Source organism: Saccharopolyspora pogona (assembly GCF_014697215.1).
Classification (GTDB): Bacteria; Actinomycetota; Actinomycetes; order Mycobacteriales; family Pseudonocardiaceae; genus Saccharopolyspora; species Saccharopolyspora hattusasensis.
In genome coordinates, this window is the sequence record NZ_CP031142.1 from 2426628 (window position 1) to 2452652 (window position 26025).

A 26025-nucleotide genomic window follows, 5' to 3' on the forward strand; every position below is an offset into this window, starting at 1 on the left:
TAGATGATCGATTCCAAGGGTTCAGTGGTCGTAGGCGACCAGGGATCGCATGACCGGTTGGCCGGTTTGCCAGTTGTGCCAGATCGCGGCGGTGAGGGCGAGGATGCGTTGCAGGACACGGACGGCGACGCCGGTGATGGTGCGGCCGCCGTGGTCTTCAAGGCCGAGTTGGCCTTTGAAGGTGTCGTTGACTGATTCGATGCTTTGCCGCACGGCGCGTAGCAGGCTGCGGCCGGGGCGTGGTGGTTCGGTGCGGTAGGCGGGTCGTATCACGGTGATGCCGTTGTCGTTGAGCCAGGTTTCGGTGTCGCGGTCGCGGTAGCCCTTGTCCACGACCAGGATCAGCCCGTCCGGGTGGTAGAACATGTTGGGTTTCATGGTGACCAGGTCGACGAGGACTTCACGTTCGTCGGTCTTGGCGTTGGTCAGGGCGAACGCGACCGGCAGTCCGTGCACGGTGGTGACCAGGTGCAGCCGCAGGCCCCAGAACAGCCGCGAGTGGGAGGCGCAGTAGCCGTAGCCGGCCCAGCTATCCAGGTCGGAGCGTTGGGCCGTCTCGCGGGACATGCCGCACGGCACCGGGGTGGAGTCGGCGATGCGGATCGGGTGCTGCCACAGGTCGGTGTCGGTGACCAGCACCGCGATGAAGTGGGCCAGCTGGGTGGTCAGATTCCGCAGCCGCTTGTTGTAGCCGGGCTGCTTCGGCAGGTGGGGAAAGAGGTGGATGATCGACTTCCGGGCGTAGCGGATCCAGCGGCTCTCGTTGTGATAGCCGAGCAGGACCTGCATGACCGACACGGTGATCAGCTCGGCGTCGGTGATCTTCGGGGCGATCCCGACCATTGGCCGCCACCGGTTGAGCTGCGGGGACGCTTTCATCTCATCGTCGATCCTGCACTACAGTGCGGTCGCGAGGGTGTCCAGATCGACGTGCACGTGGCCTCCATGGTCTCGTTGCCTAGACAACGTCGATCATGGACGCCCTCGCTCTTACTCGCTATCCCGTATCCCTTGGAATCGATCATCTAGTAGTCGCCGAGCGCCCAGAACCGCTGTGCCGCATTGGCGGCTGGGTCTGTTGTGGTCATCGCTGACTCCCGTCGTCCGAGTTGCTCCGTCCAGTCTGCTTTGTCCAGCACGAAGCCGCGCTGCACCTATCGGGATCAGGCGATCGAATCCCACCCCATGCGGAACACCTCGAAGCTGACCGCGAACGTGCACCTGACCCTCGCGCCCGCCATCCGGGCGTACGACTCCAGGAACTCGTCAGGCTCCGGGAAGCCGGGACCCAGACCCGCGAGATAGGCCGCATGCGCCCGCAACGACGCCACGCCCGCGGCAAGATGCTCGTCGACGTTCACGGCATGCGTCGGCGTCGACGAACCGGCGATCAGCAGGTATTTCACGCCGCCCCACGGTTCCAGACCGGCGTCGAGCAGATCCGGGAACACCCACCGGTTGGCCGCGTCGCGGATCGCGTCGATGACCGCACGTCCGTTGGCGATGTGATCGGCCTGGTTCAGCATGGTGCCGCCGTATGTCTCCCGGTGATTGCCCGTGACCACGACGTCCGGGCGGTGCCGGCGGATCGCCCCGGCGAACGCACGGCGTAAGGGCAGCCCGTACTCGATAACGCCGTCTGGGAAGCCAAGGAACTCGACGTCCGACACCCCGACGAGCCGGCACGACTCCCGCTGCTCCGCCTCGCGCAATGGCCCCACCTCGGCCGGCGACATGCCGTCGATCCCCGCCTCGCCGCTCGTGGCGAGCACGTATGCCACCCGCTTGCCCTGCGACGTCCAGCGAGCCACGACGGACGATGCCCCATACTCCATGTCGTCCGGATGCGCGACGATCGCGAGCGCGGAGGACCAGTCCTCGTCCAGGTCGGCAAGTTGCAGTTCAGTGACGGTCATGACGCGGTACCCCAGTCAGATCAAAGATCAAGTCGAAGATGCGGGACTGGGCGATACGGATCTCCTCGGCGGCGAGCCCGTGGGTCGGCGGCGTCAGCTTCACCGAGTCGGCCAAACCCTCGTACGCGGCGAGCCGCGCTCGCACCTCGTCCGGCGTACCCGAGATCGTCAGCCGATCGACGGCCTCGTCGCTCACCAGCGACCCGAGACGGTCGGCCGGCGTGCCGCCCCGGAACGCCTCGCTCACCCGGCTGTGATCCTCAGCGAGCCCGTGGAAGGCGAAGAAGTCGGCGTACGTTCGGACGGAGGCGTAGAACCCGACGAGGCCGGCGGCACGCCGCCTCGCGCTCACCGAGTCGTCGTCGATCGAACAGCAGGCCGAGACGGTGACGTCCAGCGTCTGTAACGGTCGGCCGCTGCGCTGCGCACCCTGACGCAGCCGGGGCAGGACGCGTTCGGTGAGATAGCGCGGCGAGCACAGTTCGTGCGAGATGAAGCCGTCGCCGGCCTCGCCGGCGAGCGCGGTCATGGCCGGTCCCACGCCAGCGATGTAGATCGGCAGTTCCGTCCGCGTCTGCGGGAAGGGCCGCTGGAAGCCGCGCATTCGCAGTCGTTCCCACTCGCCCTCCACCAGCAGGTCCGCCCCGCTGCGCGCGTTGGCGACGACGTGCCGCACGACGGCGATCGTCTCCCGCAGATGCGCGACCGGCTTGCCCCACTGTGCGTTGTGCCAGTCCTCAATGACGCGCTGTACGCCCGAGCCGAGACCGAGCCGGAACCGGCCGCCGGACAGCTCGTCGATGTCGAGAGCTTCCAGCGCCGTGATCAGCGGGCTGCGGACGAATGCGAGCGCGATCGCCGTGCCGATTCCGATCTCCGATGTCGCGGCAGCCGCCGCGGCGGCGGTGACGGTGGCGCTCCGGTGCAACTCCGGGAACCACGCGATGGTGGCACCGGCACGCTCGGCAGCCCGGGTGGCTTCTGCCAACTCGGCGAGCGTCTCGCCCCAGGGGCCGTATGTAATGCGGGGGGTCACGATGCCTCGACATCGAGCGTGACGGGCCCGGTGTTCGCCGCCGAGAAGCGGGATTTGCCGTGGGATGCCTCGTAGTCGTGAAGCATCACGTCGAGCACCATCGCCACTACGCGGCCGGAGTTTCGGAGTACCGGCTCAAAGTCAACGTACAGGCGGCATTTTTGTGTTGGCCCAACTGCACGTCGACGCCGGGTGGTTCTGGTGAAGACAACACTCCTCCATCCTGGCCCGGTACCTAAGCGCCTTGACCGTAGAGATCAAAGTTTGCGTGGTCAACCTCGGTTCGTCAGGGCCCAGCGCACCCCGGCCCGGCCGGTGGTGCGCTGGGCTTTCGTGCGTCATCCGCGGCCGGTCCGAGAACGACCAGGGCGGTCCAGTCGGCCCGGGCCGGCTCAGGTGCCGGCGCGCTCGTGGAACTCGAACGTCGCGCCGTACATCGAGGCGAGTCCGAGGCGCCGTACTCCCTCGATGGTCACGATTCCGGTAGTGGGACCGTGCCGTCCGCCGGCGAGCCGGCCGGCAATGGCCGCCAGGTCGTCCACGGCGCAACTGGCGATGACCCGCGGCACCGGGTCCGGCGGGGCGGTCGCCGCACCGGACCCGATCGCCTTGGCGAATTCCAGACGGGCGTTGCGCGACGCGGGGCCGCGGAACAATGCGGCGGCGAGGCCTTCCCCCGGACTCAGGTGGAGCATCCGCTCGACCGCGGGTCCGTCGAACCGGCCCCGGAAGTAGAGGTGTCCGCCCAGCACGTCGGTGGCGAACGTGACGGCTTCCTCGAACCGGTCGGTGACGAACATCGCTGCCACGACCTCGCTGGCGTCCACGCCGGGATCCTGGTCGATCACGCATCGGGTGCCCCGCCCGCGGTACTGCACCATCGCGTGCAGGAGACCGGAGACGGGCTGGTCGAGCATGCGCTCGCGGACCGGGATGTCGGTGCCGGGCAGGGCGTAGTGCACGGCCGGTGAGCGGAACGTCCAGCCGCCGGCCTCGATGCGTGCCTCGACGCCGGCGGGGTCGCGGAGGTAGAAGTCCAACGCGTAGGCGCCGACCCGGTCCGGCCGCCCGGCCGGCGCGGGGGCGGGCAGCCCAGGTGCCTCGACCAGCCGGATCCAGCCGCCGTCGCTCGCCGGCTTCCCGAGCAGCACCGACCGGGTGGCCGCCGCGGGCAGGTGCCACAGCCGCTGCCAGGCCGGGTCCGAGACGTCGGTCTCCGCGATCTCGGTGAAGCCGAACAGTTCGACGTACAACGTCCGCAGCGCGGTGATGTCGTGCGCCGGCAGGATGACGGCGTCGATGCCATCGAACACTAGTAGCTCCTCGGCAGGCCCATCGACTCGGTGAGGACGTTGCGTACCATCTCGTTGCTGACCGGGCTGAACAGCTGCAGCCGGGCGTCCCGGAAGTACATCTGCATCGCTGACTCATCGGCGAGACCCATCGCGCCCATGGCCCGCATGCCCCGGTCCACGATGCGTGCCGCGGCCTCCGCGGCGTTGAGCTTGGCCATCGCCGAGTGGGCAAGGGCCGGCTCGCCTCGGCCGATCATGCGCACGGTCGAGTCCACCAGCGCCCGCGCCGCCGAGAGCTCGCAGATCGAGTCGGCCGCCGGGTGCGCCACGGCCTGAAAGGCGCCGATGGCCCTTCCGAACGCGGTGCGCTCGCCGGCGTAGGCGACGTGGAGGTCGAGCGCGGCACGACCGATACCCAGGCTGATCGCGGCGGCCATGACGCGCTCCACGTCCAGTGTCCGGCCCAGGATCGACATCGCGCGGCCGCGCGTGCCCACGAGGTTGTCCAGCGGTGCTGACGCGTCGTCCAGGAAGACCTCGCATGTGATGGCGGCACGCATGCCGGCGAGGTGGACCCGCCGGATCGTCACGCCGTCCTGGTCGGTCGGGACCGCGATGAGGCTCAGGCCGCGGGACTTGTGGGCCGGCTCGGCGGGATCGGTGCGCGCGAGCGTGAAGACCACGTCCGCCTCGCTGGCGAGGGAGATCCAGGTCTTCTGGCCGTTGACCACCCACTGCCCGTCGACCTCACGGGCCGTCGTCGCCAGGTTCAGCAGGTCGGTGCCGACACCGGGCTCGCTCAGCCCGAACGAGCAGATCCTCCGGCCGGACGCGATGTCCGGCAGCCAACGGCGGGCCCGGTCGCTGCCGGCGTCGGTGAGCATCCACATCGCCATGCCGCTCAGCACATAGTCGACGGCGAGGCTGGGCAGCACGCGGGCGAGCTCCTCGGTCACGGCCACCGCGTCCCGCACGGTGCCGCCGCTGCCACCGGCATCCTCGTCGGCGCCGAGGCCGAGCAGCCCCGCCGCGCCCAGGGCTTCCCAGGTGGCCCGGTCGAACGAGCCTGTGCGGTCGAGCTCGAGCGCTCGGTCGAGGGGGAGGTGGCGGCCGAGGAGCCGCTGGACCATGCCGCGCACTTCAGTCAGCTCGTCGGGCTCGTCCCACGGCGCCGCCGTCAGCATCGCTAGCTCCCTGAGTCCAAACGTCTGATAAATCAGCTACCGGCTGCCGGAACGGTGCGCTACCGTCGCCTCCCTGTCACGGGGCCTGGGCATTCGTGGCTGCTCGGGTGGTGTGTCGAAACGCTACCGTGATCCGTGGATATTGCGTCTGTGAACGCTGTCACCCTAATGTCAGACGATTGCCGACCCGTGGTCGGCGCTGACAGTTTGGAGTTGAGATGCGTTCAGGGACTGTGCGCAGCCTCGGCGTGGCGGCGATCTCGGTCATCGCCGTCGCTGTCGCTGGCTGTAGCGGCGGCGGGTCATCGTCGCCGAGCGGTGCCTCGGGTTCGGATACTCTGCGTGTTGCCTGGACGACCACACCGACGCAGCTGGATCCGAACGTCTTCACCGGGCTCAACTCGATCATGACCTCCGACGCCTACATGGCGACGCTGCTGGAGTACGACACCAGCAAGGGTGGCGACAAGATCATCGGCGTCAAGGACCTCAAGCTCTCGCTTGCGGAGTCCTACGAGGCCAACGCCGCCGGCACCGAATACACCTTCAAGCTCCGTAAGGGCGTCAAGAGCCAGTACGGCAACGAGCTGAAGGCGGACGACGTCATCTATTCCTTCCAGCGCATGCTCTCGACCCCGACGTCCCTGCAGGCGGGCATCCTGCTCCCGACGGCGAACGTCAACAAGGAGAAGCCGTGGGAGAAGGTCGATGACTACACGCTGAAGTACCGCCTGAACAAGCCGTCGGCGGTAAGCCTGTCCATCCTCGCCTACCCGATCGTCGGCATCCTCGACTCGACCGAGGTGAAGAAGCACGCCACGACGGACGACCCGTGGGCCGCCAAGTGGCTCAAGGACCACACCGCCGGCTTCGGCCCGTACCAGCTGAAGTCGTTCAACCCCGGCCAGGAGGTCCGCCTGGAGCAGAACCCGAACTACTTCGACACGAAGCCGTACTTCAAGGAGATCGTGCTCAAGGCGGTCCCCGAGGGGTCGTCGCGTGCGCAGCTGCTGATGTCGGGTGACGTGGACATGATCTCGGGGCCGCCGATCGATCAGCTGAAGAAGATCGATGCCAGTTCGCGTGCCAAGGTTTCCAAGCAGCCCGACTCCAACCGGCACAACCTGTCGGTGAACATGGCCGATCCGGCATTGGGCAAGCCCGAGGTGCGCCACGCGATCAGCCACGCGATCAACCGTGACGCGATCGTCAGCTCGATCTACCAGGGGTATGCCAAGCCCGCCTACACGCCGATGTCGAGCGTGCTCTTCGACAACCAGCCGGAGCTGGGCAAGTACGACCCCGAGCTGGCGAAGAAGGAACTCGCCGCAGCCGGCTACCCCAACGGGCTGGACATCGAGCTGTCCTTCGGCACCGAGCGGCCCGGACCGTATGCCGAGAACCTCGGCCGCCTGATTCAGGCGGACCTGGCCAAGGTCGGTGTCAAGGCGTCCCTCAAGGCCGTTCCCTCGGTCGCGGACTTCGAGGGTGCCGTGAGCGCGAAGAAGCTGCAGTCCTACCTCTACACGGAGCGCCCGTCGCAGCCGGACATCGGCTTCGCGCTGTACCTGTACCTGTTCAAGGGCTCGTCCTTGAACAAGAGCGGCTACAGCAATCCGGAGCTCGACCGGCTCACCCAGGAGGCGCTCAGCCTCGCGCCCGGTACCGAGCGTGACGCGGTCGTGGGACAGGCGCTGAAGGTCGTGGCCGAAAACGAGCCGATCATCTCGCTCGTCGAGGTGCCAGACCTGGCCGGCGTCGCGAAGGACCTGAAGGGCTTCGTCGCGCTGCCGACCGGTGGGGCGATGTTCCAGGAACTGAGCCGGGGCTGATCTCATGTCGCTGAGCACAACACCAGGCCTGCGGACCCGGAAGCCGCCGAAGGCGGCCGGACCTGCCCGCATGGTGCTTGCTCGGCTGAGCTTCCTCATCGCGGCGCTCTTCGGGGTGATGACACTGTCCTTCCTCCTGGTCAGTGTCACCCCCGGAGACCCGGCGAGGGTCATTGCCGGCCCGTTGGCCAGCGATGAGCAGGTTGCCGCGATCGCTGAGGAACTCGGCCTCAACAGGCCACTCTGGGAGCGGTACGTCGACTACATGGGCGGAGTGCTGCACGGGGATCTTGGCGAGTCCTACTACTCGAATCAGCCGGTGACCTCGGAGATCCTGCAGAAGCTGCCGGCGACGCTGGAGCTGATCATCCTGTCGGTGATCGTGGCCGCGATCATCGGGATCGGGGTGGGGGTCACCGGGGCGTACTTCCGCGGCCGGCTGCCCGACAAGGTCGGCCGGCTCGCCGTCAGCGTGTTCCAGTCGATCCCCGACTTCTTCCTCGGCCTGATGCTCCTGTACTTCCTGTTCTTCCTGGCCGGGTGGGCACCCGCCCCCTCAGGGGAGCTAGGCATCGTCGAGACGGCGCCGCCGCGCGTCACCGGGGTCATCCCCCTCGACGCCCTGATCGCCGGCGACATGCCGGTGTTCTGGTCGGCCCTGCAGCACCTGATGCTGCCGGTCCTCACGCTGGGGCTCGTCTACGCCGCCTACTTCGCGAAAACGGCGCGCACGACGGTCGGCAAGGCGATGAACTCCCAGCAGGCGCAGTTCGCACGCGCGATGGGCCTGCCGGAGCGCGCCGTGGTCAGGTACGCCTTCGTGGAGGCCCGTGCCACGATCGTCACCTACGCGGGGGTGATCTTCGCGGCCCTACTGGGCGGCGAGGCGATCGTCGAGCGGATCTTCGCGTGGAACGGCGTCGGCTCGTGGGCGCTGCAGGGCATCCTGCGCCTGGACCTTCCGGTCGTGCAGGGCATGGTCTTGATCGCCGGGTCGATCACGCTCGTCACGTACACCTTGCTCGACATCGTCGTCGGGCTACTCGACCCGAGGATCGCGCATGCGTGAGACCTTCACCGCCCCCAGGGGACGGCTCGCGCGAGGGCTGATCAAACAGCACCCCGGCGCGTTCATCGGCGTGCTGTTCATCGCCCTGCTGCTGCTCGCCAGCCTCGTCGCCCCGTTGCCGTTCGACCCGACCGGCACGGACAGCGCGTCGTCGCTCGTGGGGCCGGGCGGCACACACTGGTTCGGCACCGACGGCACCGGCGCCGACGTGTTCTCCCGGGTCATCGACGCCGCCCGCATCGACCTCTCGCTCGCCCTGGCGGGCACGGTGCTCTCGCTGCTGATCGGTGTCCCGCTCGGCCTGGCGGCGAGCACCAAGGGAAAGGGCAGCGAGCGCCTCGTGCGCGGGCTCGACGCCTTCCAGGCCTTCCCGCTGCTCATCCTGGCCCTGGCGCTCGTCTCGGTCTCGGGCAACAAGCTCTACATGGTCGTGGTGGCCATCGCACTGATCAACGTGCCGCGCTACATGCGGCTCCTGCGCAGTGAGGTCCTGTCCATCCGGGAGAGCCGGTTCGTCGAGGCCGCCATCGCGATGGGTGCCTCCCCGCGCCGGCTCATGGTGCGCCACCTGCTGCCCAACGTCTGGGGAATGATCCTCGTGCAGACCTCGCTGACCATCGCCAACGCCATCGTCGTCATCGCCTCGTTGTCGTTCCTCGGCATCGGCGTCAGTGCCCCGACCCCGTCGTGGGGCGGGATGATCCGAGACGGTGCCGGGAACATGTCGTCCGGTGAGTGGTGGATCGCGACCTTCCCCGGCCTGGCCGTGCTCCTGTGCGTCCTCGCCTTCAACCAGCTCGCCGATGCCATCGGCGACCGCACGGCAAGGACCCACCGATGAGCGCCCCGTCGAGCGAACGGGTTCTCGAAGTCCGCAACCTCGCCGTCCGCATCGACAGCCCCGACGGCACGGTCCACCCGGTCAAGGGCGTCGACCTCGACCTGTACAAGGGCGAGATCGTCGGGATCGTCGGCGAGTCCGGCTGCGGCAAGTCGACGACCGTCAAGGGCATTCTCAAGCTGCTCGGGCCCAACAGCACGGTCACCGCGGACAAGATCGAATTTGCCGGAAACATCGACATCGCCCGGGCGTCGCCGAAACAGATGCGCCACATCAGGGGCGAGAAGATCGGTTTCGTGGCGCAGAACCCGTTCGGTTCGCTGAACCCGATCTACTCGATCGAGCGCCAGTTCTACGAGGTGCAGCGCGCGCACTCCACCGGGGTGAAGAAGGCGAGGTCGCGCGAGATCGCGCTTGCGATGCTCAAGAGCGTAGGAATCAGCGCGCCGGAGCGGGTCCTCGACGGCTACGCCCACCAGTTGTCCGGTGGTATGGCGCAGCGCGTCGTCATCGCCCTCGCGACCACGCTGTCGCCGGCGATCCTGATGGCCGACGAGCCGACGACCGGCCTCGACGCCACCGTCCAGGCGCAGATCCTGGATCTCATCTCGGGCCTGGTGCGGGACGATGGCCGGTCCATGCTGCTCGTCACGCACGACCTCGGCGTCATCGCGCAGTACTGCCAGCGCGTCATCGTTATGTACGCCGGCGAGGTCGTCGAGACGGGACCGGTGATGGACGTGATGGTCGACCCGCGGCACGAGTACACCAGGAGCCTGATCCGCTCGGTGCCGAAGCCAGGGGAGAAGCTCAATGTCGCTCGTTGAGGTGGACGCCGTCCACAAGACCTTCCCGCCGCGACGGCGGGGCGGGAACCCGGTCCACGCGCTGCGCGGCGTGTCCCTGCGCATCGAGGAGGCAGAGACGCTCGCCGTCATCGGCGAGAGCGGCTCGGGCAAGTCAACGCTCGGCCGGGCCGTGCTGCGGCTCCTCGACGTCGACCAGGGCACGGTGACGTTCGCCGGCAAGGATCTCGGTGCGCTGAGTCCCCAGGAACTGCGGGCGCAGCGCGCCACCATGCAGATCGTCTTCCAGGAGCCCTACGAGTCCCTGAACCCCCGCCTCTCGATCGGCGCCATCGTCGCCGAGCCGTTGGAGATCCACAATCCGCGCCTCGGCACCAAGGAGATCCGCCGGCAGGTGCTCGAGACGCTCGACCGGGTCGGGCTGCCCGCGACCGTGGCGAACCGGCTGCCGGGTGAGCTGTCCGGCGGGCAGCAGCAGCGGGTGGGGATCGGCCGGGCGATCATCAGCCGGCCACGGTTCATGGTGCTCGACGAGCCGACGTCGTCACTCGACCTGTCCATCCGGGCACAGATCCTCGCCCTCCTCGCCGAACTGCAGCAGGAGTACGGCATGGCGTACCTCTTCGTGTCGCACGACATGCACACGGTGGAGTGGGTCAGCGACCGGATCGCGGTGATGTACCTGGGCGAGGTCGTCGAGACGGCACCGACCCAGCAGCTGTTCAGCGCGCCGGGGCACGCCTACACCCAGACGCTGCTCTCCGCCCGGCTGTCGGCCGACCCCCGGGAGCGCCATGCCTACAAGGCATTCGCCGGTGACACCGCCGTCACCACCGCCGGATTCCGGCCCGGCGCAGCGGGCGGTCAGGAGTGAGCGTGGACAGGAGAGTGACCGTCGTCGACGCAGCCGCGATGTCGTGGGTCACGAGCACCGCCGACATGGAGCTGCTCGTCAAGGCCGGGGGGCCGGCATGATGACCCGTGGCGGATACGTCGACTCCGAGTGGGGGCAGGTCCACTTCCGCACCGCGGGCGACACCGGCCCGTGGATCGGCCTCTTCCACGAGTCGCCGCTGTCGTCACAGGTCTACGAGCAGGTTCTTCCGCTGCTGGCGGGCCAGGCCCGGGTCGTCGCGTTCGACACGCCGGGGTACGGCGCCTCGGACGCCCCGCCACGTGCCGGTTTCGAGATCCCCGACTACGCCCGGGTGCTGGCCCGGGCAGCGGCGGCGATCGGCATGGAGAACGCGGTCTTCGGCGGGGTCCACACCGGGGCCTCGATCGCGATCGAGATGGCGCATGCCTTCGACCGGGGGGTCGCCGGGCTGGTACTCAGCGGTGTCGCATTGTTCACCGACGAGGAGCGCGCGCGGTACATCGCGGCCTGGACCCCTGAGGTGCCGTTCGACGCCGAGGGGGCGCAGTTCGCCTGGGCCGTCGAGCGGTATCGCCGGATCTGGCCGGGGCTCTCGCCGCAGATGCTCCAGGTTGGGGTCGTCGAGGTGATGCGGGTCGCCGCCCGGTACGACTGGGGTTACCAGGCCGCCTTCCGGCACGATCCGTCGGCGCCGCTGGCTGCGGTTGCAGCTCCGGTACTGCTGCTCGACGCCGAGCTCGACCTGCTCGCCGACAAGGATCCGGCGGCGTTGGCGCTGGCCCGCGACGCCCGCCTCGTGACGCTGCCCGGGCTGCGCGGCCAGCCGCATCTTCGGGCACCCCACGACTACGCGCGTGAACTCCTCGCGTTCGCGCTCGATCCGGGCGCCGCGCACGACACGGACGGAGGCGACGCATGACGACCGTCCGGTTCACGGCCGAGAACCAGGTGCTCCGGGTCGTCCTGGACGGCCCCGGCGCGATGAACAGCATCACGCCCGACGTGGTCGCCGGGCTCAACGCCGCGCTGGACGCCGCTGAGCGGGACACGTCGCTGCGTGCGATCGTCGTCACCGGGGTCGGGCGGGCCTTCAGTGTCGGCATGGACATCGACTTCCTCGGTGCGTGCTTCGCCGATCCCGGTGGCACGTTCGTACCGTTCATCCGCGGCTACCACAGGCTGCTCGACCGCCTCCAGGACTTCCCCGTCCCGTCGATCGCGGCGGTGAACGGCCTGGCCCGTGCCGGCGGTTTCGAGCTGCTGCTCGCCTGTGACTTCGTGGTGGCCGCGGACGAGGCCAGGGTCGGGGACATCCACCTCGGCTTCGGCATGGTCCCGGGCGCCGGCGCGAGCATGCGCGCCCACCGCAAGCTGGGTGACCAGCGGGCCCGGGCGCTGCTGCTCACGCCCACCTGGCTTGACGGACCGCGGATGGTCCAGTGGGGACTCGCGATCGCCCACGCGCCGCTGGCCGACCTCGATGCCGAGGTCGCCAAGATCACCGACTCGCTCCGCGGGCGCTCCCGGCCGGCGATCGCGACAGTCAAGGCACTGCTGAACGCGGCGGGGGACCTGCCGCTCGCCGAGGGTCTCCGGCTGGAGCGGGAGATGTTCAGCCGCTTCCTGGACGAGGTTCCTGACATGGCGGAGGGCTACCGTGCGTTCGTCGAGAAGCGCGAACCGCAGTGGGGGAACGTCTGATGGCCGCGCCGACGGTGTCGCCCACGGTGGTGGTGACCGCCGAGCTCATCGAGGGTCTCGTCGCCAGCGGCGGAAACCCGCATCCGTTGTTCAACCCGACACCCGCGCAGCGGTCGTCCGGGGTGGCCGCGCCGCTGCCTGGCAGGGCGTCCTGTTGCTGGCCGGCGGCCTCGCCGAGCAGTCGGGCGCGCTTGACGACGCGATCGCGCTCGTCGAACTGAAGTCGGTGACGTTCCTGCGGATGGTCCGGGCGGGTCAGGTGCTCAGCCTGGAGCTGACACCCGAGGTGGAACGGGCCACGAAGAGCGGCAAGGTGATCCGGGAGTACCGCTGGCTCGTCCGCGAGCACGGTGGAGATCCGGTCATGGAGGCAACAGCGGTCATGCTGATGAATCAAGGAGGCCAGGAGTAGGCACGATGGCGGTCGCGCCGCTCTACCACGGCGCCGGGTTCGCCTTCGGCTTCGCCGGGCCGCAGCTCGGTGGCACCGTGTCGGTCCTGCGGAGCTGGGACCCGGAGCAATTCCTGAAGATGCTCGAGGTCTCCCGGTCGAACACGGTCTTCCTGGTGCCCACCCACGCCCAGCAGATCCGCCGGATCGTCGAGGAGCCGGCGACATGATCATCGCCAGCGGCGTCAACATCTTCCCTCGCGAGATCGAAGAGGCGGTCGCCAAGCACGCGGGTGTCGACGACGTGGCGGTCATCGGCGTCCCCGACGACGTGTGTACGGCGAGCGCATCGCGGCGTTCGTGGTCGCGCGGGCGGGATCCGAGCAGCTCTACATGGGGAACCTGGAGACGTATGTGCGGCAACACATCGCAAAGTACAAGGTTCCGCGCGAATGGCACGTCGTGGCAAAATTGCCACGGAACCCCGGTGGGAGATTATCAAGCGTGAAAATTCGTGCGGATTACATCAACAGCCGCAAGAAGTGAAACACTGATGCGTCCATGTTCGCCGCGGAGGTGCCTGCATTCATGACACGGGGATCGAAGACGTCGGGCAAGTCCACCGACGACAAGACCGTCGTCTCGCGATCGGCGGTCGCCGACGCACTGTCGTTGAGCCGGATCCGGCCGGCCTACCAGCAGGTGACCGACCAGCTCCTGCAGCGCATCCTGAGCGGGTCGCTCGCCGCGGGCGACCGGCTGCCCTCCGAGGCCGAGCTGGCCAGCGCCTTCGGGGTGAGCCGGAGCACCATCCGGGAGGCGCTGCGCGCCCTGGCGTCCCGAGACGTGATCCGGACGACCCGGGGAACGACCGGCGGGACGTTCGTGGCCCGGGTCCAGCTCGATCAGGTCAGCGAATACCTCGAGACGAGCATCGGGCTGCTGTCCGGGACCGACGTCTCGGTCGCCGACATGCTGGAGGCTCGTGAGCTCCTCGAGGTGCCGGCCGCGCGGCTTGCCGCGCATCGCCGGAACCGGCAGCATCTCGCGGCGCTGCGGGAAGCCATCGACCGAGAGATCATGAGCCGGGGACGCGGGGGTGAGTTCCGCGAACACCGCAACTTCCACGGACTTGTCGTCAAGGCCACGGGCAACGGCCTGCTCGCGGTCATGACCGAGCCGGTGTTCCGGGTCCTGCAGGCGCGTTTCCTCGACCCGGACGTCCCGCACGAGTTCTGGGGCCAGGTCGATCACGACCACGAGGCGATCCTGCGTGCGATCGACGACGGTGACGGTGACGCGGCGGCGAGGGCGATGAGCGAGCATCTCGTCCGGCTGCGCCAGGCCTACCGTGACAACCGGCCGGTCGGTCTTCTCCTGGATCGTACCGGCTTCTCAGCGCGGACGCGGCGATGATGTTCCGCCTGCTGGCGCTGCATCCCGGCCCCGACACCGGGGCCCTGGCCGCGGCCAGCCTGGCCGCGGTCCCGATCCGACGGGACCGGGCGATGCTGCGTGAACTGACTCGCGCCCACCTGCTCGTCGAGCACACCCCGGGCCGATTCACCTGCCACGACCTGCTCCGGGTGTACGCCGTCGAACTCGTCCACACCGAGGAGCGGGACACCGAGCGACCTGCGGCGACCCATCGGCTCCTCGATCACTACCTCCACACGGCGCACGCCGGCGCGTCGGTGCTGCACTCGGTGCGCGACCCCATCGAGATCAGCGCGCCGCAGGCTTGATTTGGCCCACTCGCCGGTCGCTGCGAAGTACGGCACTCTGGTTGGGCCTCACCGCCCTGACCAACGGCCCGGTGTCAGCGGCTTCACCGATCAGAATTCTTCCGCCACGTCGTCGGTTCTGGTAGCCCCCTCGCACCGGTGGAAGGATTGGTGACCATGACCGACGCTAGACCGCTGGGCGCTGACGAGGCCTCGTTCATCGCGGTGGTTCGCTCAGGCGATACGGCGCGGTTTGCGCTCATTACGGAGCGCCACCGGCGTGAGCTGCAGGTGCACTGCTACCGGATGCTTGCGAACTACGAGGACGCCCAGGACATGACGCAGGAGACGTTCCTGCGAGCGTGGAACAAGCGGGAGTCGTTCAAGGGCCACGCTGCGCTGCGGACCTGGCTGTACCGGATCGCGACGAACGTCTGCCTTGACTTCCTGGAGAAGCGCAATGACCGCACACCCGTACTGTCCGGGCTGTCGGACTCCGGCTCCGAGGTGCTGTACCTGCAGCCGTACCCCGACCGGATGCTCCCCGAGGACCCGCAGGAATCGGTGGTGGCGCGGGAGACGATCGAGCTGGCGTTCATCGTCGCCGTCCAGCACCTGCCGCCGCGGCAGCGGGCGGTGTTCATCCTGCGCGACGTCGTCGGCTGGCCGGCGTCGAAGGCCGCCGACGCCCTCGATCTGACCATCGCATCGGTGACCAGCGCGCTGCAGCGGGCGCGCGTGACGATGCGCGAGCAGCTGCCCGACCGCCGCCTCGACTGGCGGAGCCCCGCCGCCCACGAGCTGTCGAATGACGAGCGCGGCGTGGTGAAGTCGTACATCGACGCCCATGAGCGCAACGACCTCGACGGGCTGATGTCCCTGCTGCGCGACGACCTGCGCTTCGTGATGCTGCCCGAGGCGGGCACCTCGGTCATCACGGCCAAGGACGCGGTGGACGGCTGGGTCTCCGGTGGGCTCTTCCAGCCCGGCTACGACGACTGGCGCTGTATCGCCACGACGGTCAACCGCATGCCCGCCGCCGCGCTGTACCTCCGCACCCCTGACGACCCGGAGTACCGGTTGTTCAACATCGCGGTCCTGCACATCGTCGACGGGAAGATCGCCGAGCTCACCGGATTCGACGCCACCGACAAACCATGGCTGGACCTGCCCCCGACACTGTGATCAGACAAGTCCCCGTCGTCGACGAGTCCAGGCCCACGGGCCGGCGTCACCGAAGTCACCGCGGAATGAGCACCCCGACCAGCTGAACACCAACGCGACAACGCGAACACCACCGCCCCGCCGGCGTTGCCGGCGGGGCATCTTGATGCCCGAAGAACGTCAGGAAGGATTTCGACCCGGCCTCACGAACCGAGCAACTGGCCCGTGCTCATCGCCGCGTCTCGTATCGGGTCAGCACGACGCCACCGGGAAATGTCCGCGTCTCCACGAGGTTCAGGTTCACCCAGCTGTCCAGCGCGGTGAAGAACGGCGTGCCGCCGCCCACCAGGACCGGCACGGTGACCAGCATGTACTCGTCGATCAGCCCGGCCCGCATGGCCGCCCCGGCGAGCGTCGCGCCGCCGATGTCCATCGGGCCGGCGTCCTCTGTCTTGAGCCGGGTGATCTCGGTGACTCCACCCGGCGGACCGGAGGGGACTGGCGGTCGTCAGCGGATGGTGGTGCGGGACAGGGACAGCGTCTTCGTCTCGGCGACCAGGAAGACCACCGCCAGGAGGCTGAGCATTGCGCCGCCCATCAGGTAGAACGCCGGGGCGCTCGGGTTGCCGGAGGTGCCCACCAGCCAGGTCGCCACGAACGGCGCGGTACCGCCGAACAGGACGTAGGCGGCGGTGTAGCCCATGGCCGAACCGCTGGCCCGCAAGTGCGCCGGGAACAGCTCGACCATCGCCGGGACGTTGCTGGTGCCGATCGTCGCCACCAGCACCGCCAGCACCGAGCTGCCCATCACGGCGCCCAGCAGGCTGGTCTCCATGAGCAGGAACGCGGGCATGGTCAGCACGATGAAACCGGCGCAGGCGGCCAGCAGCATCGGGCGTCGGCCGAAACGGTCGCTGGCCCTCGCCATCAGCGGGCACGCCACCGTGTAGGCCAGCATCGAGAGCACGTTCGTCAGCAGCGCCTCGGTCTTGGTGTAACCCAAGGACGTCGACATGTAGGAGATCATGTAGCTGCTCATAAAGTAGTAGCCCACCGCGTTGGTGATGCTGTAGGCGAACAGCGCGAAAATCTGCTTGCGCGCCACCTTGAACGCGTCCCGCAGCGGCGTCCGCGTCGTGCTCTCCGCGTTCTCGAGCGTGCGGAACACCGGCGTGTCCGCTACCCGGGAACGCAGGTAGAGCCCGATCGCGCCGAGCGGACCGGCGATCAGGAACGGGATCCGCCATCCCCAGGACTGCAGCGCGTCCTCGGACAACACGCCGGTGAGCAGTACACCCACCCCGGACCCGACCACTGCCGCCACGCCGACGGTCATCGGCACGACGCTGGCGTAGCGAGCCCGTCGACCGTCCGGGGCGTACTCCATGATGAACGAGGAGGCGCCGGTGTACTCACCACCGGTGGAGAAGCCCTGCACCATGCGCATGACCAGCAGGAGCAGCGGCGCGGCCAGGCCGATGGTCGTGTACGTGGGCAGCAGCCCGATGACCAACGTCGAGGAGCTCATGCACAGCACGCTCAACGCCAGCGCGCGGTTGCGTCCGACCCGGTCGCCGAAGCGCCCGAAGAACAGCGCCCCGATCGGGCGGGCGACGAAGCCCGCGCCGAAGATCGCCCAGGTCACGAGCAGCGCTGCGGCCGGGTCGAAGCGCGGGAAGAACAACATCGCGATGGTGGCCGACATGACGGCGTAGGCACCGGAGTCGAACCACTCGACGAAGTTGCCGATGGCGGTGGCGAGGGTGACCCGGCGCCGCGTCCTGGCCATCTCGGCCGTCGGTGGTTGCGCGGTGGTGAGCTGGTCCGGTGGCATTTCCGAACTCCTGTCCATTGCGTCCGGTGCTTCGCCCGGCATCTGTCGTAGCAGGGAAACCTGTGGGGTCTGGCAAAACACGCGGTGGGGCATCGGGTGGACCGGCGCCCCACCACCGCAACTCAGGTGAGATCCCGCCGCCGCAGCTCGGCGCGCTGGATCTTCCCGGTCGCCGACCGCGGAAGTCGCGGGTCGAACTCGACCAGCCGCGGGCAGGCGAACCGGGAGTAGTTCTCCTTGGCGAACGACATGATCTGCTCGCCCAGCTCCGGACTCGGCGCGAACCCATCGGCGAGCTCGATCCATGCCTTGACCACCTGGCCTCGGACCGGGTCCGGCAGACCCACCACCCCGGCGTCGGCGACCGCCGGGTGTTCGCGCAGCGCCGCCTCGACCTCGTACGGCCCGACCCGGTATCCGGAGGTCTTGATGACGTCATCGGTGCGCCCGAGGAACCAGTAGTAGCCGTCGGAGTCCATCACCGCCTGGTCCTTGGTGTGGTACCAGTCGCCGCTGAAGTCCTTCTCCGACGCCTCCGGTCGCTGCCAGTAACCCAGTGGGAACTGCGGGTTGCTGCCCGCGCGCAGGCAGATCTCGCCGGGCTGCCCCGGTTCGACCGGCCTCTCCTGCTCGTCCAGCAGCGCTACGTCCCAGCCGGGCAGCGGGCGCCCCATGGAACCCGGTTTGACCGGAACGCCCGGGAAGTTGCCCACCAGCGGGTAGGACTCGGTGGAGCCGTAGTAGTCCAGCAGGGTCAGGCCGAACTGCTCGCGGAACCAGTCGATGAGGTCGGCCGAGAGGGGCTCGTTGGCGCAGCACACCACCCGCAGCGACTGCGGGTGGCGGGTCCCCGCATCGGGGACCTCCGCGCGCATCTTGCGCACGAAGGTCGGGTTCACCAGCGCCGTGGTGACCCGGTTGCGAGCCATGGCGGCCAGCAGCCCGTCCGGGTCGAACCCGGCCGCGGGTCGGTAGACCAGGTGCGCGGCGCCCGCCCGCAGCGGTCCCATGAGCTTGGCCATCGACCACGCCCAGTCGCCCGCGCCGTAGAAGACGTCCCCGGGGCGGAGATCGTGGCAGTACTGGAACTCGTTGTGTCCCAGCAGGGTTCGGTGCGCGTGCACGATCCCCTTCGCCTCGCCGGTGGTGCCGGAGGTGTAGAAGATCAGCGCCGGATCGTCGGCCGCGGTGTCAACCGTGGCGAACTCCGCCGGACGCCGCCCGATCGCCGGGTCGTCCACGCTCACCAGGCGTGCCCCGGCCTCGCGGGCGAGCGGCCGGGCGCGCTCCAGCTCTGCCTGCTCGGTGAGCAGGACGGTGCTGCCGGAGTCGGCGAGCCGGTAGGCGATCGGCTCGTCCGCCCACAGCAGCGACATGGTCACCAGCACGGCCCCGGTCCGCAGCACCCCGAGGTAGGTCGCCGGGGTGTCCGGCCGCTGCGGCAGCAGCACCGCCACCCGGTCGCCCTTGCGGACTCCGAGCTCGTGCAGGTGCGCGGCCACCCGCAGGGACCGCTCTCGGACTTCCGCCCAGCTCACCTCCTGGTGTCGGCCGGTGTGGTCCTCGAAGATCAGCGCGGTCCGGTCGGCCGGGTGGTGGTCGGCGAGGTCGGCGGCCATGTTGTAGCGCTCGGGCACGTGCCAGCGCTGACCGGCGATCAGCTCGCGGTAGGCGCGCTCGCCTGCGGCGAGTTCCGCGGATGGCACGCCTGGGTGTTCGGATTCGATGGTGCTCATGCGGGCTGGTGCACTCCTGTTCGTGCGGTGGGGGTCAGCGGCGCTTGCTCAGGAACCGGTCCATCTCGCGCTGCGGTTCGCCGGTGGCGTAGGCGGCGGCGTGTACCCTCTTCGCCGCTTCGATGGCATCGGTGAGCGCAGCATCGTCGATCTCGCGCAGCCGCGCCTTGGTCAGTCCCACGGCGCCCGGCGGGAGTTCGGTGAGCTTCGTAGCGAGCGCGATCGCCTTGTCGAGCACGGCGTCCTCGTCGACCAGCTCAGTCAGCAAGCCGAGCCGCTGGGCCTCTACCCCGTCGACCAGCTCCGCGGTGAGCGTGAACTCGATCGTTTTGGCCTTGCCGAGGATGTCCCACATCGCCCAGATCCCGGTGATGCTCGGAATTCCGGATCGCGCCTCGGGCTGCCCCATGCGCACTCCGGCATGCCCGACCCGGAGGTCGGCCAGCAGTGCGAACTGGAACCCGGAACCGGCGGTGACCCCGTTGATCGCGGCGACGGTGGGCTTGTCGATGTCGCGCACCGCCCGGTACAACGTGTCGAAGCTGTCGATCCAAGCCTCCGCCGCGGCGTGGTCCGACTGATCGATCGCAGCCGTCTCAGCGAGGTCCTGACCAGCGCAGAAGGCCCGCCCAGCACCGGTGATCACCACCGCGCGGCAGTCCTCGTCCGCGCCGAGCTCGGCGAAAATCTCCACCAGCCGGGCGCGCATGTCGTGAGTCCAGGCGTTCAGCTTGCCCGGCCGGTTGAGCGTGACCACGCCGACGGTGCCGCCGGGCACCACTTCGCGCCGCAGCAGGACGGTCTCCGTGCTCGAAGCGGTGGCTGCTGGAACGTTCATGGGAATACCTCCAGGAGATCGCGAAAAGCGATCCGGATGCGAAAAAGGCGCGTGACGATTCCGTGGAACAGGACCGGGAGCTGGGACTTCCAGAACCGGTGCATGGAATGCAAGCAAGCGGAGCAGCACCGCGTCCAACACCATTCCGCTCCGGCCGTGATATCAAAGCGATATGGAACTCCGCCACCTGCGCTACTTCACAGTGCTGGCCGAGGAGCTGCACTTCGGCCGTGCGGCGGCCCGGCTGCACATGGCGCAGCCACCGCTGTCTCAGCGCATCCGCGACCTAGAGCGGGAGCTCGGGGTGCAGCTGTTCGACCGCGGCCCCCGCCAGGTGCAGCTCACCGAGGCTGGTGCGCTGCTGCTGGAGCATTCGCGCCGGGTGCTGGAGAGCGCCGAGTCAGCGCAGGAGGCGATGCGCCGGTTACTGCCTGGGGAGAACGGCGTCGTGCGCGTCGGGATCCCGCCGGACACCATGCCCGTCACGCTGCGCACGATGCTGCACGAGTTCGCCGAACGCGCGCCGGACGTCCTGGTCGACCTGCACGAGCTCACCACCGACGAACAGCTGGCGGCGTTGCGGGAGGGCACCTTGGACGCCGCGATGGTGCGCCACCCCTGCGACATCTCGGGCCTGGACTCCAGCCCGGTCGCCCGCCGCCCGCTCGGCGTGCTGCTACCCACCGAGCATCCGCTCGCCGGCCCGGAACCGGTGCGGTTGCGGGACCTCAACGGTCAACCGCTGGTGATCTTCCCGCGCGCGATGGCGCCGATGCTCTACGACCACGTCCTGTCGATCTGCCGCGCCGAAGGATTCCGCCCCGGCGCGATCCGGCACGCGCGCAACCCGCACTTCGTGCACGGCCTCGTGCTGGCCAGCCGCGGAGTGCACTTCAACGAACCGCCCCCTGGCGAGCCTCGGGCGGGGTTGACCTGGTGCCCGCTGGAGGATTCCCCGCTGTCCTGGCGAACTTCGGTGGTGTGGGTATCGCGGCGAAGGCACGCCGCCATCGACGCCCTGGCCGCGGTCGCCGCTTCGGGGCTGGCCGCGGCCGGCCACCACGCAGAGGCCCCGCCCGCGGCCAGCTGATCGTCGCGAGTAAGCGAACCTCTGGCCGGGCGCGGCGCGCTCCGGCAAGACGATCGCGAGCCTGCTGCGGTGGCTGATCTACGTCTCTCAAGCTCCCCGTGGTGGACAGCTGGCTGTCGTCGAGCCCACCCGAGACTCGGCCGCACGCAACGTGTTCGCGCCGCTGCAAGACTCCACCCTGTTCGACGCGCTCGCCGAACAGGTGCTCCGAGCACTGCCGCGCATGGTGCTGCTCGACGAGCGGCGCCACGGACCGCCCACGCGCAGCACCCGCTCACCGACGCCCAACTCACGGCCCAGATCCGGGCGTGACTGGAAACGGGCACGGTCCCAGCCCTGCACGGTTTATGCGGGTAGTTCAGGCTCGTTCGGGACAGCCGACCTGAGCCGCCCGATCAGAGTTTCACTGAAACAGCAGGTCATCGCCTTTCCACCTGTCCCGCCCTGGTGCCCCCAAGGGACCCCGTACTGGACAGGCGGGACGGCCCGGGGACGTCGGCACTCCATGAGAATCAGCCGACCCCAGACAGCCAAAGGCGGGTGGATAGTGTGCAAGTCGCCCCTCGGACACAAAAACTGGTGAAATTTCCCCACCAAGCAAGGTGGACCTCCCGCAACCCGCAGTGGCCGACTGGCCACTGCGGTTGTGTGCTTTCACTGATCTCTTCGGTCGTGGTGTGCGCTGGTCGCCGAGGTGGTGGCGGCCATGAGTGAGCGCGTCGTGACGGGCCTGGTCCCACCCTCCAGGAAGACGGCGGCCCATCCGAGCGGCCCGCTCCGTGGCGACGGCAGGGGTTTGCCGGTGCCCGCCGTTGCCACACGGCAGGAGCCTTCGGCGGCCTATGGGATCGGCCGGGTTGATCCCTCCGGCCGGATATCGGCCCGCCTGATTCTGCACACACTGGGATGGCATCCGGGCTGGCGCATCGCCCTCATCGTGATCTCCGACGTACTCGTTCTCAGTCCGGACCCGAGTGGAATCCATCAGCTGCCGGAGACACCCCACGTCGTGCTTCCCGTCGCGGCCCGCACCCGCTGCGGCATCCACGTCGGCGACCCTGTCCTCCTCGTAGCGGACCCCGACCGGGACCTCTTGTTGATCGACACCATGACCGCTCTGGAGCACGCCCTGGCGCCACGCCACGGCGCACTGCGAGGCGGTGAGACTTCGTAACCGAGAGCAAGATCACTTCTGGTCCGAGCCCAGAGGAGATCGAGGCCGCACACGTCCTCCTCACCCGACTCGGCGTCTCCCCACAAGACCTCGTCAACTCCCCCACTACCCGGCCCATGGCCCCGACCTTCGCCGAGTACATCCCCCAGGTCTCCGCGGCCGTCTCGGCCGGAACCAGACGGGTCTACGGCACCTACTGGAAACGAGTGATCGAAGCCTGGGGCCACCGCAGGCTCGACGAACCCACCGCCCTGGAGATCAAACACCTCACCGAACACATCAGGGCCCAGGTCGTCATCCGCCGCAACGCCCGCGGCGGCCGCGGCGGCCGCGGCGCCGCCGAACACCTCATCGCCGCCCTGCGCTGCCTCTACAACCACGCCATCGCCGACGGACTGATCGCCGAGGCAGACAACCCCGCAAGAAAGGTCGCCAAACCCCGCCGCCTGCCCAGCACCCGCCGCGGACTAGCCGACACCCGGTTGGAGGAGATCAACCACGTCGCCGCCACCACCGGCAACGATCCCGCCCTGGACACGCTGCTGCTGCGCCTGCACATCGAAACCGCATGCCGCCGCGGCGGAGCACTCGCGTTGCGGCCCCGCGACCTCGACCCCGACCAGTGCCTGATCCGGCTGCACGAAAAAGGCGACACCATGCGCTGGCAACCCGTCTCCCCCACCCTCATGAAGCACCTCCTCGACCACGCCGAACAACGCGGCGCCCTCGAGCACGGCGGACAGCTACTGCGCTACCGCAACAATGAACCCATCACCACACGACGCTACGACCACCTCTGGGTACGACTCGGCAAACACCTGCCCTGGGTCGCCACCCAACAAATCAGCACCCACTGGCTCCGCCACACCACCCTCACCTGGGTCGAACGCAACTACGGCTACGCCGTAGCACGCGCCTACGCCGGCCACACCGACAACGGCGGAGACGGAGGCACAACCACCACCTACATCCGCGCCAGCATCCACGAAATCGCCACCGCACTCGCCGCACTCACCGGCGAACCACACCCACTCGCAACAAACCCACCACCCCACCAAAACCCATAGAATCCGACCGCAAACCAAGCCCTCATAAACCAAAACCACGTGAGAGGCCCGGATTGAACAGCCGGGCCTCACACCACGACCCGATGCCATCACCAGCCAACAGCCGCGCCACACAGGGATCGCTTGCCGACCCAGAGTCCGGATGCACGGATGGCCCGAGTTTGCATCGGCAATGGGGTGGCTGCTGCTGTCCGCGATCATGCTGATAAAGACAGCACGCCGACACCTCGCACACGTCAGGTTTATGCGCGAGCACAGGAGATTGGTCACGGCTGCACTGAACAGTATTTCGAGCCTGATCCTGCTCAAGAAGAGAAGCGACGCCGTCCGCTGGTAACCCGTCTCCCCCACGCTCATTCCTGACCTCCGCGACCCCGCCCAGCACGGCACCTGTACCGCTCGAAAAGTCGTCGCGCCTGGTGCGGGGCCAAAGGGACCGCCTGAGATCATGGTCGAGTGTTCGTGTCACTGTTGTACCAACTGACCCGACGACTACTGTCCGTCCCTGCGGTGTTCACCGCGCCGACGTTCGCGACGTTCGCCTCGCTGGTGACCGGCCTGCTGGCAGCCACGGGCCCCCGGACGGTAACGGGAATGTGGAGCGCGGCCGGACTGGCGGGACGGTCCCATCACGCTCGGGCGCACCGGTTCTTCTCTCACGCCCGCTGGGATCTGGATTCGCTGGGGTTGCTGCTGGCCCGTCTGGTGGTGGCCCGTTTCGTCCCGGCCGGGCAGGCGGTGACGGTGGTGGTCGACGACACCCTGTTCCACCGCTATGGCGCCAAGACCCACGGGGTGTTCTGGCAGCACGACGGCTCAGCGAGGGGCCGCGACGGGATCGGGCGGGGTAACTGCTTCGTGGTCGTCGGACTCATCGTGACCGTGCCCGTTTTGACCAGAGCGGTCTGCCTGCCGGTTCTGTTCCGTTTGCATATCCCCAAATCCGGTGTCTCCAAGCCCGATGCGGCCCGTGCCCTGGTCGGGTTGCTCGCCCGCGCGTTCCCCGAACGCACCATCCACGTGGTGGCCGACGCTGCTTACCGGGGACCTGGATAGGCCTTTTGATCTTGATGCGAGGATCACCACCAGATCCACACCCGGGCACGAAAAAGCCCGCTGAGCTGCACTTACATGCCGGTCAGCGGGCTTCAGCCAACGTCGGGCTGACAGGATTTGAACCTGCGACCCCTTGACCCCCAGTCAAGTCCTAAAAGGACACTCACCTGCGAAAATCGAGAAACCGCAGCAAAAACGGGTGCAGTACGCTGCCGTTCGGTGCAGTACAACGCAGTTCATGTCACCACGATCCTCCCATTTCGCTCCCATCGCCAGCGTCAAAACCCTCTCCTGAACACACCACGCGAACGGGCGACACGACGGTCCGAGTTGCACCAAACTCGCTCACCCCTTGCGGCGGGCCTGCAGCGACGCAGTGGCCCCGTGCCGATTCATGCAACGGCCAGAGCCAACAGAACAATCGCAGTGCGCGTCCGTGTCGCTGGCCACGGTGCCACGTTGTGCGGAGGTTCGGGTAATCCCGGTTCGAGTCCGGGCGCGACCACGGAGGCACGCTGGCCGGTGTGTCGTTGTGAAGAAGAGGGGAATCGATGCCAAATCCGAAGCCTGGCGCCCTGGTCCAGGACATCAACAAGGTTGCGGCCAACTGCCCGGTGCACTGCCAGACCGGCCGTGTCGTGCCGGTAGAGAAGGTCTTCGAGATCGTGGCGCCCGAGGTCGAGCGCCAGTCGACCGCGTTGTTCGACCGCGTTGTTCAGATCAGGCGCGAGAGTGGCCCGCACATCCCCGAGGCCGCCTGACTTCGGTCGTCCTGTTCCGCGGCTTCCCCGTTGGCCGCGGACCGGGGTGCACGCGCCGGGTAGCGCGTGATCGTGGGCCGGGGGCTCGCACTGCCACCAGGTCGGTGACCGGCCGCGTAGTCCGCTCCTAGGCGGGGCGGGCAAGGGAAGACCCTGGTTGCCCCGTTGTGGTCGTCGCCGGTCTGGTGTTACTCGGAGTTGCCCGAGTTACTGGGGTGGGAGACCGATTGCGTCTTCGATGTTGACACCTTCAAGCTGGGCACCGGGGCTCATTTCGGTGCGTTTCACTACGGCGCCAGTGAAATCGGGCTGTTGGAGGGTTGCGCGGTCGAATTTGGTGCCTTTGAGATCGCCACCGGTGAAGTTGACGCCGACGCCGTATGCGCGCGCTGAGGTTGGCCGATGCCGTTGCGCCCGCCCGAACACCTGACGATATCAAGCGCTTTCGACACAGAACGTTACCCCGAATGGAACCTCTTGCCCCAGCAACAGTCCACGCCGCCGGCGTGGTCACCAAAGCCGCCCCTCAACGGGGGCGGGCCCTGACGGGCAGTGGCGTCTCGTCGTGCGGCGGTGTCGAAATCTCGGTGCCCGGCGCCCTCGCACTCAAAGATCCGGGCCGAACGGGCGTCC

At 68.3% G+C, this 26025-nt stretch carries 27 protein-coding genes and 1 pseudogene; 18 read left to right on the forward strand and 10 right to left on the reverse strand.

What is annotated here, in order from left to right:
- Window positions 1–21: 21 nt before the first annotated feature.
- From DL519_RS11015 to DL519_RS11035, 5 genes are all read right to left on the reverse strand, one after another.
- Window positions 22–879, reverse strand: coding sequence for an IS982 family transposase (locus DL519_RS11015; protein WP_223838755.1), 858 nt, complete (start codon window positions 877–879; stop codon window positions 22–24).
- A gap of 284 nt (window positions 880–1163) precedes the next feature.
- Window positions 1164–1916 (reverse strand): PIG-L deacetylase family protein, encoded by a 753-nt coding sequence (locus DL519_RS11020; RefSeq protein WP_190814444.1) that lies wholly within the window; start codon window positions 1914–1916, stop codon window positions 1164–1166.
- Window positions 1903–2952, reverse strand: a complete 1050-nt coding sequence (locus DL519_RS11025) for an LLM class flavin-dependent oxidoreductase (RefSeq protein ID WP_190814446.1) — start codon at window positions 2950–2952, stop codon at window positions 1903–1905. Before DL519_RS11025 ends, DL519_RS11020 begins: the two co-directional genes overlap by 14 nt.
- 392 nt (window positions 2953–3344) lie before the next feature.
- Complete coding sequence (locus DL519_RS11030; RefSeq protein ID WP_190814448.1) at window positions 3345–4265, reverse strand: hypothetical protein; 921 nt, start codon at window positions 4263–4265, stop codon at window positions 3345–3347.
- Window positions 4265–5431, reverse strand: coding sequence for an acyl-CoA dehydrogenase family protein (locus tag DL519_RS11035; RefSeq protein ID WP_190814449.1), 1167 nt, complete (start codon window positions 5429–5431; stop codon window positions 4265–4267). Before DL519_RS11035 ends, DL519_RS11030 begins: the two co-directional genes overlap by 1 nt.
- A gap of 218 nt (window positions 5432–5649) precedes the next feature.
- Between DL519_RS11035 and DL519_RS11040 the strand changes: the two genes are divergently transcribed.
- The 13 genes from DL519_RS11040 to DL519_RS11100 all read left to right on the forward strand — a co-directional run bounded on the left by DL519_RS11040 (window position 5650) and on the right by DL519_RS11100 (window position 15857).
- Window positions 5650–7263: an ABC transporter substrate-binding protein gene (locus tag DL519_RS11040; protein ID WP_190814451.1), complete on the forward strand. Its 1614-nt coding sequence runs from the start codon at window positions 5650–5652 to the stop codon at window positions 7261–7263.
- Between the two features lie 4 nt (window positions 7264–7267).
- Entirely contained in the window at window positions 7268–8332 is a 1065-nt protein-coding gene (locus tag DL519_RS11045; RefSeq protein ID WP_190814453.1) for an ABC transporter permease, read from the forward strand.
- Window positions 8325–9173: an ABC transporter permease gene (locus DL519_RS11050; RefSeq protein ID WP_190814455.1), complete on the forward strand. Its 849-nt coding sequence runs from the start codon at window positions 8325–8327 to the stop codon at window positions 9171–9173. The genes DL519_RS11045 and DL519_RS11050 overlap by 8 nt, the downstream gene beginning before the upstream one ends.
- A complete protein-coding gene (locus DL519_RS11055) occupies window positions 9170–10000 on the forward strand; it encodes an ABC transporter ATP-binding protein (RefSeq protein ID WP_190814458.1) in 831 nt (276 codons plus the stop codon). The genes DL519_RS11050 and DL519_RS11055 overlap by 4 nt, the downstream gene beginning before the upstream one ends.
- The gene (locus tag DL519_RS11060; RefSeq protein WP_190814460.1) at window positions 9987–10853 is read left to right on the forward strand and encodes an ATP-binding cassette domain-containing protein; all 867 of its coding nucleotides are present in this window, start codon (window positions 9987–9989) and stop codon (window positions 10851–10853) included. The genes DL519_RS11055 and DL519_RS11060 overlap by 14 nt, the downstream gene beginning before the upstream one ends.
- A gap of 97 nt (window positions 10854–10950) precedes the next feature.
- Window positions 10951–11775, forward strand: a complete 825-nt coding sequence (locus DL519_RS11065; protein ID WP_190814462.1) for an alpha/beta fold hydrolase — start codon at window positions 10951–10953, stop codon at window positions 11773–11775.
- Window positions 11772–12557 (forward strand): enoyl-CoA hydratase/isomerase family protein, encoded by a 786-nt coding sequence (locus DL519_RS11070; RefSeq protein ID WP_190814464.1) that lies wholly within the window; start codon window positions 11772–11774, stop codon window positions 12555–12557. Before DL519_RS11065 ends, DL519_RS11070 begins: the two co-directional genes overlap by 4 nt.
- Before the next feature lie 154 nt (window positions 12558–12711).
- On the forward strand, window positions 12712–12969 hold the full coding sequence (locus DL519_RS11075) for a hotdog family protein (RefSeq protein ID WP_190814465.1): 258 nt from the start codon (window positions 12712–12714) through the stop codon (window positions 12967–12969).
- 5 nt (window positions 12970–12974) lie between these two features.
- Window positions 12975–13178: a hypothetical protein gene (locus tag DL519_RS11080; protein WP_190814467.1), complete on the forward strand. Its 204-nt coding sequence runs from the start codon at window positions 12975–12977 to the stop codon at window positions 13176–13178.
- 163 nt (window positions 13179–13341) lie between these two features.
- A complete protein-coding gene (locus DL519_RS49855; RefSeq protein ID WP_397545044.1) occupies window positions 13342–13494 on the forward strand; it encodes a hypothetical protein in 153 nt (50 codons plus the stop codon).
- 42 nt (window positions 13495–13536) lie between these two features.
- Window positions 13537–14364: a FadR/GntR family transcriptional regulator gene (locus tag DL519_RS11090; RefSeq protein ID WP_190814472.1), complete on the forward strand. Its 828-nt coding sequence runs from the start codon at window positions 13537–13539 to the stop codon at window positions 14362–14364.
- Window positions 14361–14693 carry a hypothetical protein gene (locus tag DL519_RS11095; RefSeq protein ID WP_190814474.1) on the forward strand — a complete coding sequence of 111 codons (333 nt, stop codon included), beginning with the start codon at window positions 14361–14363 and terminating at the stop codon, window positions 14691–14693. The genes DL519_RS11090 and DL519_RS11095 overlap by 4 nt, the downstream gene beginning before the upstream one ends.
- Window positions 14694–14849: 156 nt before the next feature.
- A complete protein-coding gene (locus DL519_RS11100; protein ID WP_190814476.1) occupies window positions 14850–15857 on the forward strand; it encodes an RNA polymerase subunit sigma-70 in 1008 nt (335 codons plus the stop codon).
- A 208-nt stretch (window positions 15858–16065) separates the two neighbouring features.
- On the opposite strand, the pseudogene DL519_RS11105 reads toward DL519_RS11100, so the two are convergent.
- The 4 genes and pseudogenes from DL519_RS11105 to DL519_RS11120 form a co-directional block, all read right to left on the reverse strand.
- A pseudogene (locus DL519_RS11105) lies at window positions 16066–16311 on the reverse strand (dihydrofolate reductase family protein); the annotation flags it as partial.
- Window positions 16312–16344: 33 nt separating this feature from the next.
- Window positions 16345–17670 carry an MFS transporter gene (locus DL519_RS11110; RefSeq protein WP_190814478.1) on the reverse strand — a complete coding sequence of 442 codons (1326 nt, stop codon included), beginning with the start codon at window positions 17668–17670 and terminating at the stop codon, window positions 16345–16347.
- A gap of 122 nt (window positions 17671–17792) precedes the next feature.
- Window positions 17793–19406 (reverse strand): acyl-CoA synthetase, encoded by a 1614-nt coding sequence (locus tag DL519_RS11115; protein ID WP_190814480.1) that lies wholly within the window; start codon window positions 19404–19406, stop codon window positions 17793–17795.
- A 34-nt stretch (window positions 19407–19440) separates the two neighbouring features.
- The gene (locus DL519_RS11120) at window positions 19441–20244 is read right to left on the reverse strand and encodes an enoyl-CoA hydratase/isomerase family protein (RefSeq protein WP_190814482.1); all 804 of its coding nucleotides are present in this window, start codon (window positions 20242–20244) and stop codon (window positions 19441–19443) included.
- Window positions 20245–20416: 172 nt separating this feature from the next.
- Between DL519_RS11120 and DL519_RS11125 the strand changes: the two genes are divergently transcribed.
- From DL519_RS11125 to DL519_RS11145, 5 genes are all read left to right on the forward strand, one after another.
- Window positions 20417–21334 carry a LysR family transcriptional regulator gene (locus DL519_RS11125; protein WP_190814485.1) on the forward strand — a complete coding sequence of 306 codons (918 nt, stop codon included), beginning with the start codon at window positions 20417–20419 and terminating at the stop codon, window positions 21332–21334.
- 706 nt (window positions 21335–22040) lie between these two features.
- A complete protein-coding gene (locus DL519_RS46190; protein ID WP_223838756.1) occupies window positions 22041–22508 on the forward strand; it encodes an AbrB/MazE/SpoVT family DNA-binding domain-containing protein in 468 nt (155 codons plus the stop codon).
- Between the two features lie 116 nt (window positions 22509–22624).
- Entirely contained in the window at window positions 22625–23575 is a 951-nt protein-coding gene (locus tag DL519_RS11135) for a tyrosine-type recombinase/integrase (RefSeq protein WP_223838757.1), read from the forward strand.
- 462 nt (window positions 23576–24037) lie between these two features.
- The gene (locus DL519_RS11140; protein WP_190814487.1) at window positions 24038–24631 is read left to right on the forward strand and encodes a transposase; all 594 of its coding nucleotides are present in this window, start codon (window positions 24038–24040) and stop codon (window positions 24629–24631) included.
- A 551-nt stretch (window positions 24632–25182) separates the two neighbouring features.
- Entirely contained in the window at window positions 25183–25392 is a 210-nt protein-coding gene (locus tag DL519_RS11145) for a hypothetical protein (protein WP_190814489.1), read from the forward strand.
- A gap of 207 nt (window positions 25393–25599) precedes the next feature.
- Here DL519_RS11145 and DL519_RS49860 read toward each other — a convergent pair whose 3' ends face one another.
- Complete coding sequence (locus DL519_RS49860) at window positions 25600–25818, reverse strand: pentapeptide repeat-containing protein (protein ID WP_190814492.1); 219 nt, start codon at window positions 25816–25818, stop codon at window positions 25600–25602.
- Between the last annotated feature and the right edge of the window lie 207 nt (window positions 25819–26025).

Excerpts from the sequence above, each read along its gene's own strand:
- DL519_RS11125 (WP_190814485.1), top strand. The coding sequence starts at position 20,417 with ATGGAACTCCGCCACCTGCGCTACTTCACAGTGCTGGCCGAGGAGCTG.
- DL519_RS11065 (WP_190814462.1), top strand. The coding sequence starts at position 10,951 with ATGATGACCCGTGGCGGATACGTCGACTCCGAGTGGGGGCAGGTCCAC.
- DL519_RS11050 (WP_190814455.1), top strand. The coding sequence starts at position 8,325 with ATGCGTGAGACCTTCACCGCCCCCAGGGGACGGCTCGCGCGAGGGCTG.
- DL519_RS11040 (WP_190814451.1), top strand. The coding sequence starts at position 5,650 with ATGCGTTCAGGGACTGTGCGCAGCCTCGGCGTGGCGGCGATCTCGGTC.
- DL519_RS11135 (WP_223838757.1), top strand. The coding sequence starts at position 22,625 with ATGGCCCCGACCTTCGCCGAGTACATCCCCCAGGTCTCCGCGGCCGTC.
- DL519_RS49855 (WP_397545044.1), top strand. The coding sequence starts at position 13,342 with ATGGGGAACCTGGAGACGTATGTGCGGCAACACATCGCAAAGTACAAG.
- DL519_RS11015 (WP_223838755.1), bottom strand. The coding sequence starts at position 879 with ATGAAAGCGTCCCCGCAGCTCAACCGGTGGCGGCCAATGGTCGGGATC.
- DL519_RS11035 (WP_190814449.1), bottom strand. The coding sequence starts at position 5,431 with ATGCTGACGGCGGCGCCGTGGGACGAGCCCGACGAGCTGACTGAAGTG.
- DL519_RS11055 (WP_190814458.1), top strand. The coding sequence starts at position 9,170 with ATGAGCGCCCCGTCGAGCGAACGGGTTCTCGAAGTCCGCAACCTCGCC.
- DL519_RS11110 (WP_190814478.1), bottom strand. The coding sequence starts at position 17,670 with ATGCCACCGGACCAGCTCACCACCGCGCAACCACCGACGGCCGAGATG.
- DL519_RS11020 (WP_190814444.1), bottom strand. The coding sequence starts at position 1,916 with ATGACCGTCACTGAACTGCAACTTGCCGACCTGGACGAGGACTGGTCC.
- DL519_RS11115 (WP_190814480.1), bottom strand. The coding sequence starts at position 19,406 with ATGAGCACCATCGAATCCGAACACCCAGGCGTGCCATCCGCGGAACTC.
- DL519_RS11100 (WP_190814476.1), top strand. The coding sequence starts at position 14,850 with ATGACCGACGCTAGACCGCTGGGCGCTGACGAGGCCTCGTTCATCGCG.
- DL519_RS11095 (WP_190814474.1), top strand. The coding sequence starts at position 14,361 with ATGATGTTCCGCCTGCTGGCGCTGCATCCCGGCCCCGACACCGGGGCC.
- DL519_RS46190 (WP_223838756.1), top strand. The coding sequence starts at position 22,041 with ATGAGTGAGCGCGTCGTGACGGGCCTGGTCCCACCCTCCAGGAAGACG.
- DL519_RS11090 (WP_190814472.1), top strand. The coding sequence starts at position 13,537 with ATGACACGGGGATCGAAGACGTCGGGCAAGTCCACCGACGACAAGACC.
- DL519_RS11060 (WP_190814460.1), top strand. The coding sequence starts at position 9,987 with ATGTCGCTCGTTGAGGTGGACGCCGTCCACAAGACCTTCCCGCCGCGA.
- DL519_RS11080 (WP_190814467.1), top strand. The coding sequence starts at position 12,975 with ATGGCGGTCGCGCCGCTCTACCACGGCGCCGGGTTCGCCTTCGGCTTC.
- DL519_RS11120 (WP_190814482.1), bottom strand. The coding sequence starts at position 20,244 with ATGAACGTTCCAGCAGCCACCGCTTCGAGCACGGAGACCGTCCTGCTG.
- DL519_RS11145 (WP_190814489.1), top strand. The coding sequence starts at position 25,183 with ATGCCAAATCCGAAGCCTGGCGCCCTGGTCCAGGACATCAACAAGGTT.
- DL519_RS11070 (WP_190814464.1), top strand. The coding sequence starts at position 11,772 with ATGACGACCGTCCGGTTCACGGCCGAGAACCAGGTGCTCCGGGTCGTC.
- DL519_RS11045 (WP_190814453.1), top strand. The coding sequence starts at position 7,268 with ATGTCGCTGAGCACAACACCAGGCCTGCGGACCCGGAAGCCGCCGAAG.